This window comes from uncultured Paraglaciecola sp., from assembly GCF_937123705.1.
Taxonomy (GTDB): domain Bacteria; phylum Pseudomonadota; class Gammaproteobacteria; order Enterobacterales; family Alteromonadaceae; genus Paraglaciecola.
The window spans coordinates 17,361-38,849 of the sequence record NZ_CAKZKO010000134.1 but is presented as its reverse complement, the minus strand read 5'-3'; the positions used below and the strand labels follow the sequence as shown (position 1 = coordinate 38,849).

General features: G+C 42.1%; 19 protein-coding genes and 1 other annotated feature. Of the genes, 9 read left to right on the top strand and 10 right to left on the bottom strand.

What is annotated here, in order from left to right:
- Positions 1-34: 34 nt before the first annotated feature.
- The 5 genes from Q0688_RS16710 to Q0688_RS16690 all read right to left on the bottom strand — a co-directional run bounded on the left by Q0688_RS16710 (position 35) and on the right by Q0688_RS16690 (position 4,861).
- Positions 35-706 (bottom strand): riboflavin synthase, encoded by a 672-nt coding sequence (locus tag Q0688_RS16710; RefSeq protein WP_299079434.1) that lies wholly within the window; start codon positions 704-706, stop codon positions 35-37.
- A gap of 10 nt (positions 707-716) precedes the next feature.
- On the bottom strand, positions 717-1,868 hold the full coding sequence (gene ribD, locus Q0688_RS16705) for a bifunctional diaminohydroxyphosphoribosylaminopyrimidine deaminase/5-amino-6-(5-phosphoribosylamino)uracil reductase RibD (RefSeq protein ID WP_299079431.1): 1,152 nt from the start codon (positions 1,866-1,868) through the stop codon (positions 717-719).
- A gap of 40 nt (positions 1,869-1,908) precedes the next feature.
- Positions 1,909-2,358 carry a transcriptional regulator NrdR gene (gene nrdR / locus Q0688_RS16700; protein ID WP_299079428.1) on the bottom strand — a complete coding sequence of 150 codons (450 nt, stop codon included), beginning with the start codon at positions 2,356-2,358 and terminating at the stop codon, positions 1,909-1,911.
- Positions 2,359-2,478: 120 nt separating this feature from the next.
- A complete protein-coding gene (gene glyA, locus Q0688_RS16695) occupies positions 2,479-3,735 on the bottom strand; it encodes a serine hydroxymethyltransferase (protein WP_299079426.1) in 1,257 nt (418 codons plus the stop codon).
- A 127-nt stretch (positions 3,736-3,862) separates the two neighbouring features.
- Positions 3,863-4,861, bottom strand: a complete 999-nt coding sequence (locus tag Q0688_RS16690; protein ID WP_299079424.1) for a Gfo/Idh/MocA family oxidoreductase — start codon at positions 4,859-4,861, stop codon at positions 3,863-3,865.
- 141 nt (positions 4,862-5,002) lie between these two features.
- Here Q0688_RS16690 and ettA point away from each other — a divergent pair, with 141 nt between their 5' ends.
- The gene (ettA, locus tag Q0688_RS16685) at positions 5,003-6,670 is read left to right on the top strand and encodes an energy-dependent translational throttle protein EttA (RefSeq protein WP_299079422.1); all 1,668 of its coding nucleotides are present in this window, start codon (positions 5,003-5,005) and stop codon (positions 6,668-6,670) included.
- A 71-nt stretch (positions 6,671-6,741) separates the two neighbouring features.
- Here the strand turns inward: ettA and Q0688_RS16680 are convergent, their stop codons facing one another.
- Together Q0688_RS16680 and radA are read right to left on the bottom strand one after the other, a co-directional pair.
- Positions 6,742-7,134: a nuclear transport factor 2 family protein gene (locus tag Q0688_RS16680; RefSeq protein ID WP_299079420.1), complete on the bottom strand. Its 393-nt coding sequence runs from the start codon at positions 7,132-7,134 to the stop codon at positions 6,742-6,744.
- 65 nt (positions 7,135-7,199) lie between these two features.
- A complete protein-coding gene (gene radA, locus Q0688_RS16675) occupies positions 7,200-8,564 on the bottom strand; it encodes a DNA repair protein RadA (RefSeq protein ID WP_299079417.1) in 1,365 nt (454 codons plus the stop codon).
- 167 nt (positions 8,565-8,731) lie between these two features.
- Between radA and Q0688_RS16670 the strand changes: the two genes are divergently transcribed.
- Complete coding sequence (locus tag Q0688_RS16670; protein WP_299079414.1) at positions 8,732-11,245, top strand: PilZ domain-containing protein; 2,514 nt, start codon at positions 8,732-8,734, stop codon at positions 11,243-11,245.
- A gap of 32 nt (positions 11,246-11,277) precedes the next feature.
- Here the strand turns inward: Q0688_RS16670 and serB are convergent, their stop codons facing one another.
- Positions 11,278-12,336 carry a phosphoserine phosphatase SerB gene (gene serB, locus Q0688_RS16665; protein ID WP_299079411.1) on the bottom strand — a complete coding sequence of 353 codons (1,059 nt, stop codon included), beginning with the start codon at positions 12,334-12,336 and terminating at the stop codon, positions 11,278-11,280.
- 152 nt (positions 12,337-12,488) lie between these two features.
- On the opposite strand from serB, the gene tsaA reads away from it, so the two are divergent.
- The 6 genes from tsaA (at position 12,489) to Q0688_RS16635 (ending at position 19,322) form a co-directional block, all read left to right on the top strand.
- A complete protein-coding gene (tsaA, locus tag Q0688_RS16660) occupies positions 12,489-13,190 on the top strand; it encodes a tRNA (N6-threonylcarbamoyladenosine(37)-N6)-methyltransferase TrmO (protein ID WP_299079408.1) in 702 nt (233 codons plus the stop codon).
- A gap of 89 nt (positions 13,191-13,279) precedes the next feature.
- Entirely contained in the window at positions 13,280-14,995 is a 1,716-nt protein-coding gene (locus tag Q0688_RS16655; protein WP_299079405.1) for a proline--tRNA ligase, read from the top strand.
- A gap of 178 nt (positions 14,996-15,173) precedes the next feature.
- Positions 15,174-16,013 carry an MBL fold metallo-hydrolase gene (locus tag Q0688_RS16650; RefSeq protein WP_299079402.1) on the top strand — a complete coding sequence of 280 codons (840 nt, stop codon included), beginning with the start codon at positions 15,174-15,176 and terminating at the stop codon, positions 16,011-16,013.
- A 12-nt stretch (positions 16,014-16,025) separates the two neighbouring features.
- Positions 16,026-17,156, top strand: coding sequence for a patatin-like phospholipase family protein (locus tag Q0688_RS16645; protein WP_299079399.1), 1,131 nt, complete (start codon positions 16,026-16,028; stop codon positions 17,154-17,156).
- Between the two features lie 20 nt (positions 17,157-17,176).
- A complete protein-coding gene (locus Q0688_RS16640; protein WP_299079396.1) occupies positions 17,177-17,935 on the top strand; it encodes a CPBP family intramembrane glutamic endopeptidase in 759 nt (252 codons plus the stop codon).
- Between the two features lie 49 nt (positions 17,936-17,984).
- A complete protein-coding gene (locus tag Q0688_RS16635; RefSeq protein ID WP_299079393.1) occupies positions 17,985-19,322 on the top strand; it encodes a DUF4932 domain-containing protein in 1,338 nt (445 codons plus the stop codon).
- A gap of 11 nt (positions 19,323-19,333) precedes the next feature.
- Here Q0688_RS16635 and Q0688_RS16630 read toward each other — a convergent pair whose 3' ends face one another.
- The gene (locus Q0688_RS16630) at positions 19,334-19,792 is read right to left on the bottom strand and encodes a hypothetical protein (RefSeq protein ID WP_299079388.1); all 459 of its coding nucleotides are present in this window, start codon (positions 19,790-19,792) and stop codon (positions 19,334-19,336) included.
- A gap of 72 nt (positions 19,793-19,864) precedes the next feature.
- Positions 19,865-20,155, bottom strand: coding sequence for a hypothetical protein (locus tag Q0688_RS16625; protein WP_299079385.1), 291 nt, complete (start codon positions 20,153-20,155; stop codon positions 19,865-19,867).
- A 229-nt stretch (positions 20,156-20,384) separates the two neighbouring features.
- Positions 20,385-20,498, top strand: a sequence feature (His leader region).
- Between the two features lie 58 nt (positions 20,499-20,556).
- On the opposite strand from Q0688_RS16625, the gene hisG reads away from it, so the two are divergent.
- Complete coding sequence (hisG, locus tag Q0688_RS16620; protein WP_299079383.1) at positions 20,557-21,456, top strand: ATP phosphoribosyltransferase; 900 nt, start codon at positions 20,557-20,559, stop codon at positions 21,454-21,456.
- Positions 21,457-21,489 lie beyond the last annotated feature (33 nt).

The window sequence follows — 21,489 nt, the reverse complement described above, 5'->3', positions numbered from 1 at the left end:
CTATTATGCCAAGCACGTTACGGCGATGTCTATGTTACTTCAAATAGCCGTTTTCAGCTAAAAACGCCATGCTAATATCTTTTTTTGCGGTGCCTGTTGAGGATTCTGCCGCTCTATCGCCTAACATTAATCGTTCTAAGTATCTGGCTATGACATCGACTTCCAAATTCACTTGCGTTCCAACTTGATACAGACCAATGATGGTTTCTTGCAAGCTGTGTGGAATAAGGGTCAATAAAAACTTCGCGCCATCTACTTGATTCACGGTAAGGCTAACACCGTCTACTGTTATCGAGCCTTTTTCAGCCAAATACTTGGCCAGATCATCTGGGGCTTGCACCCAGATTTCCACATAGCGTCCAACGGGCGCTATCGATAATACTTCGCCAACACCGTCCACATGACCGCTAACAATATGTCCGCCTAAGCGGCTATTGGCTTGTAAGGCTTTTTCAAGGTTGACCTTGCTACCGGCCTGATAATGAGCAAACCCGGTGCGCTTAATGGACTCGTGAGATACATCGGCGCTAAAGCCATGTTTGGACATGGACACGACCGTTAAACACACTCCATTGTTGGCAATGCTATCCCCTAATGACACATCGCTCATATCAAGTTTGTCGGTTTTTATAGACAACCTTATATCTTCACCTGAAGGTACTAACCCTTCAATCACACCTACATCTTCTATTATTCCGGTAAACATAATTTCTCTACTAATTAGTCGCTGCTGGGTGGTTAAACAGGGCGGTCATCTTAATATCCTTACCCACTTGGCGAACATCGCTCCACCTCAGCTCTGGCACTTTTTCCATCGCCACAAGAGGCTGAGTATCAAATAGATTTTGACCACTGCCTCCTATAAGTTTGGGCGCTTGATACAAAATCAATTCATCAATCAAATTATTTTCAAGCAGTGCGCCGCTTAACTTCGCACCAGCTTCGACCCAAATATGATTTAACTGCATCTCAGCTAACTTGTTCATGACAGTGACTAAATCTAATTTATTGCCCTTAAAAGGTGCTTGCCACTGACTGACATGCTCGGGGAATTGATGCTCACTGGTATGCCCATTGACCAATAACACATTACCAGCAAGATTAGCCTGCATCGGCTGCAAACATTTTAAAGAAGGGGGTAACTGATTGCGCCCATCTAACAAAATCCGTAGTGGTTGACGTAACGCCTCTTCAGGCAGTACTTGGTTGCTTAAATTCAGCTCACTAAAGCGCACATTTAACATGGGGTTGTCGGCCATCACAGTGCCAGAGCCCGATAAGATCCCGCAACTTAGGGCTCTATGCCTTTGCACATCTTGCCGCGCCTCTGGACTGGTGATCCACTGACTTTGGCCATTTTCAAGGGCAGTTTTGCCATCCAAACTTGCTGCTAATTTTACCGTTACCCAAGGTTTTCCGCGGCTCATGCGCTTAATAAATCCGCGGTTTAGCTGTGCAGCTGCATTGTGTAATAAACCATGCTCCGCCTTGATACCAGCTTGTTGCAGTTTTTTTAAGCCATTACCTGATACCAGAGGATTAGGATCGACCATAGCTGCCACGACTCTTGTTACGCCAGCAGTGATCAGGGCGTCGGCACAAGGCGGCGTTTTACCAAAATGGCTGCAAGGCTCTAGAGTAACGTAGGCAGTGGCCCCTTGGGCTTTTTGTCCCGCTTGGCTTAATGCATGAATTTCGGCGTGAGGCGTGCCGGCCTTTTGATGCCAACCTTCACCCACAACAGTACCTTGGCTATCGCTGATAACACATCCCACATTAGGGTTAGGAGCAGTGGTATATTGGCCCCGTTTGGCCAGTTGAATAGCGCGGGCCATCATTTGATGATCGAAATGAGAAAATTGCGTCATGCTCTGCCAACCAAAGAAAACTTACCTATGAACATTGCGCCTAATCCCCAAGACGTGCAATTTCTTCACCAAACTCACGAATGTCTTCAAAAGAACGATACACAGAAGCAAAACGCACATAAGCCACTTTATCCAACTCTTTTAGGGCATCCATAATTAAATTACCTAGAAACTCACTGCCAACTTCCCGTTCCCCCGTGGCTCGCAAAGAAGACTTAAGGCGGCTAATACACTGCTCGACTTGTTCGGTACTCACTGGGCGTTTTTCGAGTGCCCGCTGTAATCCTGCGCGAAGTTTATCTTCGTTAAATGGCTCCCGTGAGCCATCACGTTTTACTACCCTTGGCATCACCAGCTCTGCCATTTCAAAGGTGGTGAAGCGCTCTTTGCACACTGTGCATTCTCTTCTGCGCCTAACATGGCTGCCATCGGCTACCAATCGGGAGTCGATAACTTTTGTTTCTTGTACTGAGCAAAATGGGCAATGCATAATGGATTTTAATTTCGCGGTAATGAATTGAGCTAAATTAGCAAAATTCCTGTGTGAGGCATACCTAAACCAATAAAAAAGCCGACTTTCGCCGGCTATTGATAACAATATGACTGAGTATTAAGCGTAAACGGGGAATTGCTCGCAAAGTGCAACCACTTCACTTTTGACGCGGTTGATAACAGTTTCATCATTGATATTGTCCAGCACATCACAGATCCAATTAGCCACTTGTTTGGCTTGTTCTGCTTTAAAACCTCGACGGGTGATGGCTGGAGAGCCTAAACGTAAACCACTAGTCACAAAAGGTGAGCGCGGATCATTAGGTACCGAGTTTTTATTTACTGTGATATTGGCTGTGCCTAAGGCTGCATCGGCATCTTTACCTGTGTATTCTTTACCAATTAAATCCAGCAAGAATAAATGGTTGTCGGTGCCGCCAGATACCACTTTGTGACCACGCTCTTGGATGACTGCAACCATAGCCTTGGCATTTTCAACTACTTGCTGTTGATACACTTTAAACTCAGGCTCTAACGCTTCTTTAAAGGCCACTGCTTTGGCTGCAATAACATGGCACAAAGGACCGCCTTGGTTGCCAGGGAATACCGAACTATTTAGCTTTTTATAAATAGCTTCATCACCACAGCTAGATAAAATCAATCCGCCACGAGGGCCCGCTAAGGTTTTGTGGGTAGTGGTAGTAACCACATGGGCATGGGGTAGCGGGCTTGGATATACACCAGCAGCAATCAATCCTGCCACGTGCGCCATATCCACTAATAAATAAGCGCCCACTTTGTCGGCGATTTCACGGAATTTTTGCCAATCAACAATGCCAGAATAAGCCGAGAAGCCACCAATGATCATTTTAGGCTTATGTTCGATTGCCATGGCTTCCACTTGGGCCATATCAATTTCGCCTGTTTCTGGGTGCAAACCATACTGCACCGCATTATAAGTTTTGCCCGAGAAATTAACGTGCGAACCATGAGTTAAATGTCCACCGTGGGCCAAGCTCATACCTAACACAGTATCGCCAGCATTTAGCAACGCCATAAATACCGCTGAATTAGCTTGTGAACCTGCATGAGGCTGCACATTGGCGTAATCACAACCAAATAACTGTTTTGCACGCTCGATAGCTAAGTCTTCGGCGATATCCACATATTCGCAACCACCGTAGTAACGTTTGTGGGGATAACCTTCGGCATATTTATTAGTTAGTTGTGAGCCTTGTGCTTCTAATACACGTGGGCTGCAATAGTTTTCGGAGGCGATCAGCTCAATATGATGCTCCTGACGTTGGTTTTCATTTTGAATTGCTTGGTACAATTCTGGGTCAAAATCAGCAATATTCATGTTACGTGTAAGCATCACATTTCCTCAAATCGGCGGTAATTTAAAATGGCTTTATAAAAGCTGCGCATAGTTTAGTTATTTTAATTAATTTGTATAGTGACTTTGTAGTTTGAAACGTCATTATATGTAACGCTTTTGCACTTTAGTTTAAGGCTTCAATATTTGTTGGATATCTCACGCCGATTTGCTTACGAATGTCATCCATCACTTCCATCACGCCTATGCTGTCCTTATGGGACATCATGTCACTACATTGCTTGTTTTGCTCGATGCATTGCATGCTTTGTTCGATTTGATATTCAAAACCATTGACTGGGTGAGGTATCTCAATATTTTGGATTAGCTCATTATCTTTATAAATTAAGGCTAGATCGGTATCCCAAAAACAGGCGGGCAAATAAACATGGCCCTCAGTCCCTACTATCCCCATGGTATTGCTAGTTTGGGATAACATGGAACAAGTGAATTGCGCGTATCGACCGGAAGCATAATGCATATTTGCTAATACGTGACCATCTACTTGTTGCTCAGTCAGTTGCCCGATCGCGTTAATCGAATCTGGATGTTCTTCAAGTAAAAATTGGCTAACACTAATACTGTAAATGCCTAAATCCAATAAGGAGCCACCAGCCAACTCAGCTTGATGTAGACGGCTTTCTTTTCTGCTTTGAAATGCAAAACCGATATCGGATTGAATGTATTGGATTTGCCCAATAAGGCCTTCTTTTAACACCTGCCTAAGCTGCGACAAACACGGCATAAACCGGCTCCACAATGCTTCTTGCAATAACAACTTTTTACATTTAGACAAGGCGACCAGTGCTTGCATTTGTGCGGCGTTTACTGTGCAAGGTTTTTCTACCAATACATGTTTGCCTGCTTCTAAACACATTTTTGCTTGTTGGTAATGAAAGTTATGGGGAGTGGCAATGTAAATGATATCAATGTTGGGATCAGCTAACATTTGCTTGTAATCTGAGTAGGTCTTTTCAATTGCATATCTTTTGGCAAAGTCTGTTGCCCGTTGCAGTGAACGACTCGCCACTGCTGTGATCTTTCCCTTTTTAGACGGCGCGATTGCCTTTGCAAAGGTATGGGCGATACTTCCGGGTCCTAACACTCCCCAATTAAAACTTTGCATGTTTTGCCTTAGTTACAAGCTTAGTAAGATAGAAAATACTACGTTAGACAGCATAAAATCACAGCAATTATTCGCAATTCCCTTTTACCCTGCCCTTGCACTGAATTACACTAGTGCCAAGTTCACTCACAAAAGACAGTTATGGCTCAATACGTTTACAGCATGCTTAGGGTTGGTAAAGTTGTCCCACCGGGCAAACATATCCTCAAAAATATTTCTCTTAGCTTTTTCCCTGGTGCCAAAATCGGCGTATTGGGGTTAAATGGTTCAGGTAAATCCACGCTACTTAAGATTATGGCTGGGCTAGATACCGATATTGAAGGTGAAGCCATTCCACAAACTGGACTAAAAATTGGTTATTTGCCCCAAGAGCCGCAATTAGACGAGTCTAAAGACGTGCGCGGTAACATCGAAGAAGCAGTAGCCGACGTAGCACATGCTTTAAAACGCATCGAAGAAGTCTACGCCGCTTACGCTGAAGAAGATGCCGATTTTGATGCCTTAGCCAAAGAGCAAGGGGAACTAGAAGCCATTATTCAAAGTAAGGATGGTCACAACCTCGATAACGCCTTAGAGCGCGCCGCCGATGCCCTGCGCCTGCCCCCTTGGGATGCTGACGTAAGTAAACTTTCCGGTGGTGAAAGACGCCGCGTCGCTCTGTGTAAGTTACTCCTAGAAAAACCCGAAATGTTATTACTCGACGAACCCACCAACCACTTAGATGCAGAATCGGTGGCATGGCTAGAGCGTTTCTTACACGATTACGAAGGCACAGTGGTGGCTATCACCCATGATAGGTATTTCTTAGATAACGTAGCGGGCTGGATTTTGGAGCTTGATCGTGGTCAAGGCATTCCATGGGAAGGGAACTATTCATCTTGGCTTGAACAAAAAGATGCCCGTCTTGAACAAGAAGAAAAAACCGAAAGCGCCAGACAAAAGTCCATTAAAACCGAACTCGAATGGGTACGCTCTAATGCTAAAGGTCGCCAATCCAAGAGCAAAGCACGGATGGCCAGATTTGAAGAACTTAATACCGGTGATTACCAAAAACGTAATGAAACCAACGAGCTGTTTATCCCACCGGGTGAACGTTTAGGCGATAAAGTAATAGAAGTGACCGGCCTGAATAAATCCTATGGCGAGCGCGTTCTAATAGACGACTTAACCTTTACTATGCCAAAAGGCTCAATAGTGGGAATTATTGGCCCTAACGGCGCTGGTAAATCCACACTGTTTAGGATGCTCAGCGGCGACGAGCAAGCCGACTCAGGTAAGATTGATTTGGGTGAGTCAGTACAATTAGCCAGCGTCGATCAATTCCGCGATCATATGAATGGTGACAATACGGTTTATAAAGAAATTTCTGACGACTCCGACATTATTCGTATTGGTAACTTTGAACTTAATAGCCGTGCTTACTGTGGTCGCTTTAACTTTAAAGGCTCTGATCAACAGAAATTTATGAAAGACTTGTCGGGTGGTGAGCGTAATCGTGTACATTTAGCCAAATTACTTAAAGCTGGCGGCAACGTATTGTTGTTGGATGAGCCAACCAATGATTTAGATGTTGAAACCCTTCGAGCTCTTGAAAACGCCATTATGGAATTCCCCGGCTGCGCAATGGTGATATCACATGATAGGTGGTTCTTAGACAGAATTGCTACCCATATCATGGATTATCGCGATGAAGGAAAAATCAATTTTTATGAAGGTAACTACACCGAATATGCAGCGTGGTTAAAAGAAACCTATGGCACAGATGTAGTCGAACCCCACAGGTTGAAATATAAGAAAATCAGTAAATAACTCGTTAAACATAAAAGGCGCATTTAGCGCCTTTTTCACCTTGAACACTTATGGATGTGGTTTGGTATTAACTAAGTCATCGCATTTATAACATTGAAGGTATCTATGTGCTGTTGAAACTTAATGATTTTTCCATCTTCCACAGTCCAAATATGCACCGCCTGGGGGTTCATGGGTTTTCCCGTTAGGTTATTTATCCCTTCATATCGACCTGTTGCAAATACCGTATTTCCAGCATCATATAACTTATCCATTTTAGCTGCGAACCCTTCCCAATCCTCTAAACAACGTGTGAACACACCTTCTAAGATGGCTTGATGACCAACATAAGGGTTTCTATCGGCATAAGGGAAATTTTCAGCTTCATTCCAAATAATATCTTCATGCATGCCAGCAAGAACAGCCGTAACATCACCCTTAGCAAAAGACTCATATAAATTTTGAATGATTTCTAGATTCGTCATGGGATCATATCCTTATTTATTAAATAATAATCGTTTGATAATCACCTAACTGTAACACACAACCTTTATATTGCTTCAAGAGCCTCAGATAACCTCGACACACCAACGATTTCGATGCCAGCCATCTTCTGCTTTGGCACATTGGCTTTGGGCACTATGGCTTTTTTAAAGCCATGTTTGGCGGCTTCGCTGATCCTTTCTGAACCATTGGGAACCGGCCTAATTTCACCTGCTAACCCTACTTCTCCAAACGCGATCAGCTGTTTATCCAACACCTTGTTTTGAAAACTAGATACTATGGATAATAACAATGCCAAATCGGCGCTGGTTTCATTGACCTTCACCCCGCCTACTACATTGGCAAACACATCTTGGTCGTTCATCTGCACATTGCCGTGACGGTGCAATACGGCCAATAACATCGCCAACCTATTTTGATCGAGCCCAACGGCCACGCGTCTTGGATTAGCCATTTGTGAATAGTCGACTAAGGCTTGGATCTCCACCAGCAACGGCCTTGTTCCTTCCCACACCACCATGACTATGCTGCCGGGTGATTGTTGCTCTTCGCGGCTTAAAAAGATGGCAGATGGATTATTCACTTCCTTCAGACCCTTTTCGGTCATGGCAAACACACCTAGTTCATTTACCGCCCCAAAGCGATTTTTTTGACTTCTTAATGTGCGGTAACGGCTATCACTTTCGTCTTCAAGCATCATTGAACAATCAATACAATGCTCAAGTACCTTAGGTCCGGCCAAACTGCCATCTTTAGTCACATGGCCCACTAAAAACATGGCAATATGTTGTTGCTTAGCAAAACGGGTTAGGTATGCGGCACTTTCACGCACCTGAGACACACTGCCCGGTGCAGATTGCACATCAGGCACTTGCATCACTTGAATTGAATCAATCACCATCAATTCGGGTTTGTGTTGCAAAGCTAAATCACAGATCACTTCCACATTGGTTTCTGCTAGCAATTTTAATGAGTCATTTGCTAAACCAAGGCGCTGCCCGCGCATGGCCACCTGCTGTAAAGACTCTTCACCAGTAACGTACAATGCATTTTTCTTCGCAGCCATTTGACACATAACTTGTAATAACAAGGTACTTTTACCGGCACCAGGTGAGCCACCAATTAAGATGGCAGAGCCGGGCACTATGCCTCCGCCTAACACCCTATCTAGTTCTTTATAGGTGGATGCGAATCTAGGCAACGCTTGTAAATCAATACTTGCCAAGGACTCTACTTTTGCTTGAGTTTGCCCTGAATACCCTCCACTATGGCGACTACTTGAACTACTTGCAGCAGATACCACAAACTCGGTAATGGTATTCCATGCGTTACAATCGTTACATTGTCCTTGCCATCGAGGATATTCGGCTCCACAATCAGAGCACACATAAGCGGTTTTGCGTTTAGCCATTAATTTTTATCTTTTATTGTTGTAAGTTTTAAGTTGTTTGTCATCAGCTAACTGTCATATTTTACGTTTAGGTGATATGACCAATAAGTCAACGTTTTAGCAATAATGCCGATAACGATAACATTAAGCACTCAACCTCATAATAATGAAAAGTTTACCCTGAATTCATGAGTCAAGACTTAGAAGAATACCACGACATTATTGAAGAGCTTAAACCTATGATCAACGAGCCTGAATTTAATCAGGTGTTGAATCAGGTTGCTGCAGCTGTGCCAAAACAAAAACGCTTTCTACTAAAAATGGAATTAATGCGATTGGCTAGGCCATGTATCCGTTTAATAGATTTACGGGGCTTAGTTGACGGCAAATGCAGAATATACGTACACCAAGGCAAGCAGCACTCTTTAGATGATCATGCAATAGAAACCTTCGAACGCCAAGTACGCATTTTTGGTGAATACACCATAGGTGTATATGAAGCGGTTATGAATACCGAAAACAACTTTCGGGTGATGCATAAAAAAGAACAACAAGCCGCGTTAGAAAATAAAACCAATCCCGTATCCGAAAAAACCAAACCAGAAAATTTTCAGGCGCCGCTTATCAAGTTTGGCAATTTTGTACAGCGTGGCGAAGAGCGCATGAATTTTTCGGTGAACATTGAAATGTTTACTGAGCTAAACAAAAGCATCCAAGCCACAACTATTGATGTTTCGGTCAATGGGCTTAAAGTAAAAGCCAGTAAAGAGCACCTTCTCAAACCTGACGATCGCCTTACCGTACAGTTTCGTGGTTTAGAGAAAGAATATTTACTCGATAAACGCCAAGGCGTGGCATACATTATTAGTCATGTAGAGCGAACAGATCACGATCAAAGGGTCCATCTAAAACGTCAATTCGACATCCCATTTCCTTCTTTTGACAAATTCTTCGAACGCTTTATACATGGCAATAAACGTCGCTACAAAGTCAATTTAGACAATACTATCACTGCCATTCAAAACAAAACCTACGAGCAATATTACATTCCAAATTTTGCTTCTATTCCGGTTTTTATCGACCAAGTAAATGAGCAGTATACGCCCAAGTACGCCTTAGCCAATGACTGTAATAGAGAAGAAATTCAGTATTGGGCCAATGAATTACAAGACTTGAAAATTGGCTATTTATTAACTGAAGAACGCATAAAACAAGGGCTTGCAAAAGGCCAGCAAGAAATGTTTATTTTTGTGTTTAATCATATTAAAGATGAAAAGATCTACTTTTACTCGGCCAGCAATACAGAGCTAGATGCAAAACCCGAGTTAAAGCAATTATTTCTAGGTTATGGTGCCCGTAAAGCCAGTTGGCGGATTTATAAATTGCAATTTACGCAGGTCGATCCAAAACAAAGCTTTGTACCATTGTCGATTGGAAATGCCATTAACGACAAAGTTAAAAGACAAAATCATCCACCTTCTCCACGTTTAATGTCGCGATTAAAAAATATTACTCATGTGGCCTTATTGACTAACATCACCGACGACAACAGTACCGAACACTACCAAAAAATTAAGATCAAGCGTGAACAACTGTCGCAGCTTAAAGTATTTGGACACCCACGCAATAAGCCCCCTGCTGTGGTAACAGTTTATCGCTTCAAATATTTTAACCAACGCAGAGAGACACGATTTCTATTACGTACCTCAGTGAAAGTGACTATTGATGATCTGGTGTTTGATGGGCATACCGAGGATATTTCTACGCAAGGATTAAGGGTTGAATTAGATAAGTTTTTTCATCAAGATGTTAAAGCTAAAGTGAGTTTGAGTTTTCCACAACTACAATCGGTTACATCTAAGTTTGAGCTGTCAAATTTACCTTATATGGTTCGCCACCTATCAAATGATCGCAACGTCCTACATTTACAAAATTTTGTCACAGAAGACAGTAATACCGCGCGACGTTTTTTTGAAGCCTTAATTAAGTCAAACCGTTCTAAACTTAAGTCTTACAGAGACGAAGAAGAAGTGCCGGGAATAGGTGAAGCCCTGCGCAACATTTACGCTCAGAATGTGATTAATGTCGCTTTCTTTTTACGTAAAAACAGTGTTGATTTTATTCCTGATGTCGTTGCTACAGCAGCAGTGAACAATAGACTATTTCAACTTTTACAATTTCAAGCTAAATCCAACCAGCTTAACTTATACCCACTGTATCGAAATGCTAAAAATCGTCACGATTTTATCAATCGGACATTGGCAAAGATTAGGCCTAACGATCGCCCTGAAATGCGAGAGTTATTTGTGGCCTTTGACCCAAGCCAAGAAGCAATTGGAGATGCAATCAACAGTTACTTTTCAGAGCAATTTAGCAACTCGGAACAACGCCGCCAGTTTATTACTCAAGCGTTAAAAAATGGCCAATTCATTGCGTTAAAAGTTTTTCTAGCGCGCACCGGAAGACCCGACTTTGAGACCATGCAATCAGAACTCAACTACGTAAGCTCCTATGCTGTACATAAAGCGAAATCATTGGAAGAGCAACTTTGGAATGTTGCCGCAATGGGGGATATTATAGATGTAAGCGACGAAGTGTTAAGACGTTTTGAGTTTGATGCAAATGTAATACAGTTGAATCACAAGCCCCCTGCAACGCACAAAATTAAGCAAGTGGGCATTGAACAGTTACTTAAAGCCTAATATTTAGTGCTATCTTCAAAGCTGTAGGCAAACTACCTTTGGGCTGCAGCTAATACCCACAGTAGTGAATCTAACCCTGAGCGGCGAATAGCCATATCTGCTTGTTGCCGCACTATAGGTTTAGCGTGTAAAGCGACTCCTAAGGCAGCGGCATTCATCATCAGCAAATCATTGGCACCATCTCCCATAGCGATAGTTTGACTTGGCGCTATAGACCACTTTTCGGCGAGGTTTTTAAGGGTTTGTGCTTTAACTTGGGCATCAACGATATCGCCTTTGACTTTACCTGTGAGCTTTGCATTGATTATTTGTAAATCGTTCGCCACAGCGCTATCGAGGTTGAGCCTGCCTTTAAGATAATCGGCAAAATAGCTAAAGCCACCCGACGCAATCGCGATTTTCCAATGGTAGGTTTTTAATATCCTAATTAAGTTGGCCACGCCGGGCATTAAAGGCAAGGCATCACGCACTTGCTGCAAAATGGATTCATCTGCGTATTCTAAACAGGCAACGCGAGTGCGTAGGCTTTGTGCAAAGTCTAACTTTCCTTGCATGGCTTGTGCAGTTACGGCCGACACTTGTTCACCAACACCCGCCAACGAGGCAATTTCATCAATACATTCAACGGCAATTACCGTGCTGTCCATATCCATCAATAACAAACCAGGTTGAGCTAAAGTGGGGACAGAATCACATAAACATAACTCAACACTAAAAAGCTCAGCGGTATTTTCTAACTGCTGATTGAGGTTATCTTGGGTTTTCAGACTCACATAAGCACAAATGGCGAATCCCTGAACACCAGCAACTGTAATAACGCGATAAAAGGCTAAATCTACATACCCAGCTAACGAATCTGTCACTTGGGTTAATTGTTGTAGATGCAGTGCTTCAGTAAAAATGACTAACTTATGCAGATGCTCCTTTGGTGCATTTATTTTCGAGTTAGAAGTCCGAGCGTCTGCAAAAGTGCTAGGGCTATACAATATGCTGTCAATCAAGCGAAAGTCTTTTAGATTTTGCTGAGCCACCAAATCATGTAAATACCAATGGGACAACAAATTTTTATCAGTAATTTTTAATTCAAACACACTTAAGCAACTTTATTTGGTCAAATATAAAGTCATGGTATCCAATGACTTATCAGAATACCAATAGGCCCTTATAGTTTTCATTGAATAAGCCATGAGTTTAGGCAACCATATAGCAATACACCCTCTGCAACCTCAACGAACTCAGGTTTATGACCATCAATATTCAGCCAATTGGAAAAATTTGTACGCCTTATAAAGAAAAATTTGCCATTCCTCGCCAGCCGGGTTTAGTTAAAAGTGCAGTAGGAAAAGTCACTTTTTTTGAGGAGTTTAATGATCCTAACTATTTGCGCGGCATAGAGCAATTTAGTCATCTTTGGTTGTTATTTCGTTTTCACCACACTGCCGATAAAGGCCACTCCCCTCTAGTTCGTCCCCCTCGTTTGGGCGGCAATCAAAAACTCGGAGTATTTGCCACTCGTAGCACTTTTAGGCCCAACAGTTTGGGTATGTCTGTGGTGGAATTTAAATCTCTATGCACTCTAGGTAATCAGGTGACTCTAACGGTTAAAGGTATGGATTTATTAGATGGAACCCCCATCATAGACATTAAACCTTATATACCCTACGCAGATAGCATTACACATGCTCAAGGCGGAATTGCACAAGATAGTCCAGATCTAATGGAAGTAACTTTTAATAAACAAGCCACCGAACAATTACAACAACTTGAGCACAGCTACCCCACATTAGGCACGCTTATTCGCGAAGTACTGAGTCAAGATCCCCGCCCCGCTTATCACCACAATTCGCAGCCAGATAAAACCTACGGTATGGGCTTGTACGACCTCAATATTCAATGGCAAGTTATTCAGCAACAAAATGTGGTCATCGCCATCCAAAAAAATTAACGCTATCCCATATTCCATCCTAGCTTTAGCCAATATAGCTGTTAGAATAAGCGCCGATTTTTACTTCAAACCCAGAGATTTTATTCTTCATGCGCACTAGTCAATATTTGTTATCCACACAAAAAGAAACCCCAGCCGATGCTGAAGTTATTAGCCACCAGTTAATGCTGCGTGCCGGTATGATCAGAAAACTAGCTTCAGGTTTATATACTTGGTTGCCGTCTGGTTTACGAGTGCTGAATAAAGTGGCCGATATAGTGCGCGACGAAATGAATAAAGCTGGCTCAATTGAAATTTTGATGCCTGTAGTCCAACCTGCTGATTTATGGCAAGAATCAAACCGCTGGGAAGAATACGGCCCTGAATTATTACGAATTAAGGACAGGCATGCTCGTGACTTTGTATTGGGGCCGACTCACGAAGAAGTGATCACGTCGCTGGTTAAAAACGAAGTCAGTAGCTATAAACAACTGCCTTTAAATCTGTATCAAGTCCAAACCAAATTCAGAGACGAAATTCGTCCTAGATTTGGCATTATGCGTAGCCGCGAATTCACAATGAAAGACGCCTATTCATTTCATTTAGATCAAAGCAGCTTAGAAACCACCTATCAAACTATGTTTCAAGCCTACTGTAATATTTTTGAACGTATAGGGTTAGATTATCGCCCCGTTATTGCCGATAATGGTTCGATTGGTGGCAGTGCCTCGCACGAGTTCCACGTGTTAGCGGAGTCTGGCGAAGATGACATTGCCTTTAGCAATGGCTCCGATTACGCAGCCAATATCGAAAAAGCATCCGCCTTAGCACCGAGTGGTGATTGCCCGCAAGGGACACAAAATTTAGAGAAAGTTGCCACTCCCGGGCAAAAGACCATAGAGGCGGTAGCCGAGTTTTTAACTATTCCCCCACAGCAATCGGTTAAAACCCTAATTGTATTGGCTGAACCTGACAAAACAGGTAAGCAAGGGTTAATTGCACTGGTACTGCGTGGCGACCACCAGCTAAACGAAGTCAAAGCAGAAAAATTGACAGGGGTGTTTGCCCCTCTAACTATGGCAAATGAACAACAAATACAAGACACGCTAAACTGCACTATTGGCTCACTTGGACCAGTTGCCATGACTATCCCAGTTATAGTTGACAACAGCGCCGCTCATTTAGCCGACTTTGTGTGTGGTGCTAACGAAACAGACTTTCATTACACTGGCGTGAATTGGGCAAGAGATGCAGCTGAGCATACAGTCGCAGACATTCGCAATGTGGTTGCCGGAGATGCTTCACCAGACGGTAACGGCAACTTAGAAATAAAACGCGGCATCGAAGTAGGGCACATATTCCAACTCGGTGAAAAATACTCAGAAGCCATGAATTGTGGCGTATTAGATGAAAACGGTAAAAACAAAACCCTTAGCATGGGATGTTACGGCATAGGTGTATCACGTATTGTGGCGGCTGCAATTGAGCAAAACCATGACAAATACGGGATCATCTGGCCAGACGCTATCGCACCTTTTAAAGTGGCTTTGGTACCCATGAATATGCATAAATCTCATCGCGTTAAAGAGGTTGCAGAGCCTATGTACGCGAAGCTCCAAGCAGCTGGAGTAGAAGTGTTGTTTGATGATAGAAAAGAGCGTCCCGGCGTAATGTTCAACGATATGGAACTAGTAGGGATCCCCTACACTATTGTTATTGGTGAACGTAATTTAGATGAAAATAAAGTAGAAGTTAAAAATCGCCGCACCGGTGAAAAACAATTACTTGAAATTGATCAAGTGACAGACTTTGTAGCTAACTTATAAACCAGCCCACAACTTTTATGACGTACATTAAAAAAGCGCCTCTTGGCGCTTTTTTATTATAAAAAACAAGTTGTTATACTATTGCATACATACCCCATAAGTTTATACTTAATTCAATTCATCTTTAGTGATATTGTTTAGATCCATGGAAGTAACCAGCTTATTAATGAGATCTTAAATGCAAGTGACCTTTTATGGGGTACGTGGCTCCTGCCCCTCTCCCGGCCCTGAGTTTATTAAATACGGCGGTAATACAGCCTGCGTGCACGTGTGTTTAGACGATGGTACCGATATCATTTTGGATGCCGGTACGGGGATCAAAAACCTCGGTCAAAAGCTCATTAAACAATCCAATGATATTCATTTATTACTGACCCATAATCATTGGGATCATATTCAGGGATTTCCTTTTTTTGCACCCATCTATCAACCCAAACGTAATATATTTATCACCCCTGGTCAGATTACCTTCGACGCTGACCATGCCATTCTCGAACAAATGAGTGGCAGTTACTTTCCCGTTGATTACAAAACATTACCGTCTAACATCCAGATTACCCCGCAGCCAAAGACAGTTAAAGAGTGGCACATAGGCTCAGCTAAAATTAGCCGCCTAGCCATGAATCACCCCGGTAGTGGCAGTTCCTTTTGTATAGAGGCAGACGGTAAAAAAGTCGCCTATATCACCGACAACGAGCTATATCCACCCTACAAAAAAAATACTGACTTTTTGGAATGGGTGGAATTTAGCCGCGATGCCGACCTCATTATCCATGACGCCCAATACATGATATCTGACATGCCTGCTAAATCAGGCTGGGGGCACTCGGTCGCAGAAGAAGCGGTAAAACTCGCCATGGGCAGTCGCGCAAAACGCATGGCTTTGTATAGCCACGACCATATTCGAACCGACGACGATATTGCCGAGATCGAGCATCACTGCCAAGAGATCATCGAAATTGGTGGCGCAGATCTGGTACTTTTTGCTGCCGCCGAAGGGTTATCGCTTACATTATAAGGAGCATGCTTTTTGTCAGAGCGAAATCAATATGCCTTGTTATTATCTGGTGGTGGTGCCAGAGCCGCCTATCAATTGGGTGTACTGAAAGCCATAGCCACTTTTTTACCCCGCAACCAAGGCTTACCTTTTCCTATAGTGTGTGGCAACTCTGCAGGTGCTATCAATGCTACAGGTTTAGCTTGTTATGCTTCTTGTTACCATCTTGGCCTTAGAAAATTAGAATGGGTTTGGAAAAACTTTCACACTCGCCAAGTCTACGACAGTGGCATTAGAGATGTGTTTAAACATCTAGCAGGTAATTTTTTAACTAGCTTTCAATCCGAGCAAAGTCAAAAGCACCCGTCGAGCTTATTGAACAATCAACCTCTGCGCCGCCTCATAAGAAGTAGCTTGGATTTTCATCGTATCGATAGAAACATTTCAATGGGTCAGTTGCGCGCAATATGTGTGAATGCGTCGAGTTACTCTAGCCACGATTCCATCAGCTTTTACCAAGGCCATAGTGAGTTAACTGCCTGGCAACGAGAACAAAGACGTGGCATACCTTGTACTCTAAACTCCGAACATTTGATTGCCTCTTCGGCTATCCCTATGTTGTTTCCGCCAGTAAAAATGTTAGGTGAGTTTTTGGGAGACGGTTCGGTGCATCAATTATCACCTCTTAGCCCTGCGATCCATTTGGGTGCAGAAAAAATACTAGTTATAGGGGTCGAACAACCAGAAAAAATCTCGCGATTTGTAGATATGAGTAAATATCCCAGTAGTATCGCAATAGCAGGGCATTTGCTCGATACCATTTTTGCCGATACCCTTAAATCTGATCTCGAACGTCTCACACGGATAAACCAAACCATCGCCCACATGACGCACCAACAACGACAACAAACTAAGCTCAAAACCATAGACACCTTAGTGATTAATCCTAGTATTAACTTTAACGATATGGCGGCAAGTCATTTTCATCGTATGCCCTCAGGGATTAAGATTTTACTACGCATGATGGGGCTGCACGATAAAGCCGACTCCAGCCTATTAAGTTACTTGTTATTTGAGAAAGAATTTTGCCGTGAGTTAATTGCTTTAGGTATGCAAGATGGGCTGGCAAGACAAGACGAATTAAGAAGTTTTTTGTCTATTTAACAAAAATGAAACGGGTAACTATGTTTAAACAACCCCAACCTACAACAATACTTTTTTCACTTGGCTTGCTTGGTGTGATATCCATGCTGCCGGTGATCCCAAAGTTAATGGCATTGCAACCTGAACCTCCTCCTTTTCCCATTGAAATACTCCAGCTTATTTCAGTATTACAATCATCGCTGTTTCTGTTATTAATGATTGTGTTGGGCAAAGTATTTTCAGAAAAAGTAGGACTAAAGTCGCCGGTTATTCTAGCCATGACAAATTCTACAGCTATGTTTAAAGAACTAAGACCACAAATAGTGCCAGCTTTATTAGGTGGTGTGTTGGGTGGAGCCCTTTTATTAATCATATCTTTCGCAAGTTACTCCTATCTTCCTGCAGAGTTTATTGTGGCCGGCGAAAAGCTAGCCTTACCTTGGTATACAAAAATATTATACGGCGGGATCACCGAAGAATTACTGATCCGTTGGGGCTTAATGTCTACTTTGGTGTGGATAATCTATCGCGTAACGCAAACCCAAGGCGAAGTAATAAAAGCCCATAACTATATCTTGGCAATTGCCCTCTCTGCCCTGTTATTTGGGGCGGGCCACCTGCCTATCGCTTTTGCATTGTCACCGCAAATAAGTCTACTTTTAATCTGTTATATTGTTTTGGCCAATGCCATTTTTGGCTTCATCGCTGGATATTTATATTGGAAACGGGGATTGGAATGTGCCATAGCAGCTCACATAGTTGCCCATCTAACCATGATGTTTGGCATTGCGATTAGCTAAATTCTAAAAAAGAAACTATCACCAGCAATATAGTTTGAAGGATAAGTTAGTGTTGAAATATCTATTTATAATTTTAACCCTTTGCTGTTGTGGCGTAACACAAGCTAAGGACTATTACCTTTCATTGAAGACTGCTGACTTTTCGCTGCTCACCTATGACTTTTTTAATGAAAACTTAAATTTTAATTCTTTGCCCGAAAATAGAGTGATTGATTTAACTTTTTGGTCAGCCACGCCGAGTGTAGAAATTAAATATGACCATACAAGCTTACCTATAGTTAGTCATGACAACGAAACCGCACACTTACATTTAAAATTTCAACAACAAGTCAAAACCATTTCCTTCAATATTCAAACTAACCCTGCCCACTACAGTCAAAAATATATGCAAAGGCATAAAGGCAAGGTCAGCATTGAAATACCTGAAGTTTACGAGCTTAGTAACATCATTTTGGCTTTGTCGGATAAATTTTATGACACCCAGTTTAAGATGCATTCTAAAGGAGAATATTACGAGGACATGTTGCAGTGGTTTGCGCCCTTTAAAGACCATGACATATTTACAATACGCGATGATCTCAATTACTATTCATTCGTTGAAAATGGCCCAGCATATGTATTCAACGGCGACAAAATACAAAGATCTCATGAATACCATGGCTTTCGAGCAAAGGATAATATTAACAGCAACATTTCCTTGTTAGAGGACTTCGCAAATAAAAGTGATTTCAAAACATTTTATAAACTACAGACTAGTTATTACGCAAAATTGAGCGAAACTTTCCGCCTAGGGGCTCAACCAGAATATATTTGGCGCTGGTTAGAATCTCACTTCCCTACAAAATACCATAGCCTTAAAGTTTTCTTTTCACCATTAGGTCCCGGAAACAATAGTGCTCGACAGTTTTCTAATAACGGCTTTGATGAATCCATTTTGTTTATCAGCGCGCCGAATCGTTATGAAAATACCCTCGATCCTTTACCCATTCAATTTATTAAGTTTACTCGCTCATTTTTCACTGAAATTGATCATGCTTATGTCAATCCGACTTCAGACAAATATATTGACGAGATCAATGCCGCTTTTACAGATTTATCACTTTGGTATAAAGGAGGTAGTTATAACAAACCCTACTTAGTATTTAATGAATATATGACTTGGTCACTGTTTTCTTTATATGCCTTGGAAAATTACCCCTCAAAAGACTACTTGTTTATTCAAAGATACATTCAGCAGTTTATGGTGACCCGTAAAGGGTTTCATCAATTTAAAGCTTTTAACCAAGAGCTTACTCGCCAATACCGCCTTAAAACATCTTCCCAAAAAATTGTAGATCTCTATCCCACAATAATTGCCTGGATAAAAAATTACTCAATCAATTCATAGCAAATTATGTCTTATGGCGACGCTTTCCATATTTTATCGGACGCCGGTAAATATTCAGGTAGAGCGGCAGAACCGTACCAGTTGTATAGTTCAGCGTCTAAATATTGCGCAGTGATGGCAGGATCGGATTGCAACATTTCTTTAGCAGCCTCTAGCGTGGCTACATTTAAGATAAAAATGCCTCGATAGGATTTATCATTTTTACCTAGCGGTCCGGCAACAATCAGCTTGTCCATTGCAACCAAACGTTTGATATTTTCCATGTGACCTCTAAATGCGTTTTTTCTTGCACTCTCGTCTTTTGAGGAATTATTGCCACTTTTAAGTATCACTAACACATAACTCTTCATGCCGTAATCATCGGCACCTAATTTTGCTGCCAGTTCAGGATCGAACTTGGGATTGCTATTTTCAACCTCAGCACCCGCCAACAAACTGATTAATAAGGTTATTGCTGCGAAATATTTCATTTTGTATCCTGTTTATTTTGATGCCTAGCTTGCAAGCGGTTTACATTAACCTAATGTTCAAGTTTATTTATGCTAAACATAAATATCCAAATGTTTAGGCCCTTTGGGTTGCTGTTTTTCAAGTTCGTCATTGTCTAGGTTAACTTGTTCAGAATTAGCTTCTTGCTCAGAGTCTTGCTCGTTCTCTTTTTGCTGTTGTTGTTTTTTTCTCGCGTCTCTTTCCTCGCCTTTAAGTTCTTTTTCTTCATCACTCAAGGACCTAAGCTTTTCTTGCTTTTCAACCTGAGCAACTTTTTGGCTATCGTGCGCTATAGGCACTTTACCTTCACGGGGAAGTACTGAAAATAAAAGATCACTTGTCATTATTTATTCCTACTTGGCCAATAAGAGTTCACAGTTATTTTGACAACTTTGTTCATAAAACATTCAACCATGAGATTCTAGACTAACATAGTTAATAAAATTGTAAGAAAACCGCTGATTTGTTCTTAAATAGTCTTGCATTAATCGGGCCGATTGAATAATGTATGCGCCATTGAAGCGCAGTGATTTTATCGAGTCCAAAATATTATGAACAATACCCTGAAAGCAGTCGTCCATCATCATATAGCATAACCTTTCAGGTATTTGCTGGAAGGTCTATTGGAACCTTCTAGCGGCGCAGACACACTCTAAACCCTCGGAAGGCATCTTTCGGGGGTTTTTCTTTTGGAGCTTAATCAGCTGCTTAAGCGATAAATATTAAAATAGGATTGAAAACTAACATGAGTGATAGCAACAGACTTCGTATAGCCGTACAAAAAAAGGGCCGTTTAAGCGACGACAGTATCGCGTTATTAAAGGCCATTGGCATTAAACTACAAATTCGTGATCGTTTGTTGATTGCACATTCTACCAATCAACCTATCGATTTATTGTTAGTACGTGACGACGACATTCCCGGTTTAGTCATGGATGGTGCGGTTGATTTAGGCTTTATTGGTCAAAACGAACTCGAAGAAAAAATGCTTGAGCGTCAAGCCGCCGGTAAACAAGCTGAATACACAGAGTTAAGACGTTTAGATTACGGTGGTTGCCGTTTGTCTCTTGCGGTGCCAAACGAAATGGATTACCAAGGGGTGCAATCTTTAGAAGGTAAAAAGGTCGCTACCACTTACCCTTATTTACTTGAACGTTTTTTCAAAGAAAAGAACATTAATGCCAGCACTGTGATGTTAACAGGCTCGGTTGAAGTTGCCCCTCGAGCCGGTGTGGCCGATGCAATCTGTGACTTAGTGTCTACCGGTGCCACGCTTGAAGCCAATGGTTTACAAGAAGCCGACGAAATATTTGTCTCCAAAGCAGTATTTATTCAACGCGGCGGCGAGATGCCAGCAGCCAAACAAGCTCTTATCAGCAAAATGTTGCCACGTATGGATGGTGTAACCCAGGCCAAAGAAAGTAAATACATCATGCTTCACGCGCCTAAAGCCTATTTGGAACAAGTCAAAAGTTTACTACCAGGCTCAGAAAACCCTACTGTACTGCCTCTTGCGGGTAACGACGATACAGTTGCCATCCATGTAGTAAGCCCTGAAACTCTATTTTGGGAAACCATGGAAAAACTTAAGGCTTTGGGTTGTAGTTCAATCCTAGTGATGCCAATTGAAAAAATGATGTCTTAACGACAAAAAAGCACAAGTAAGTAGAGGCAAAGT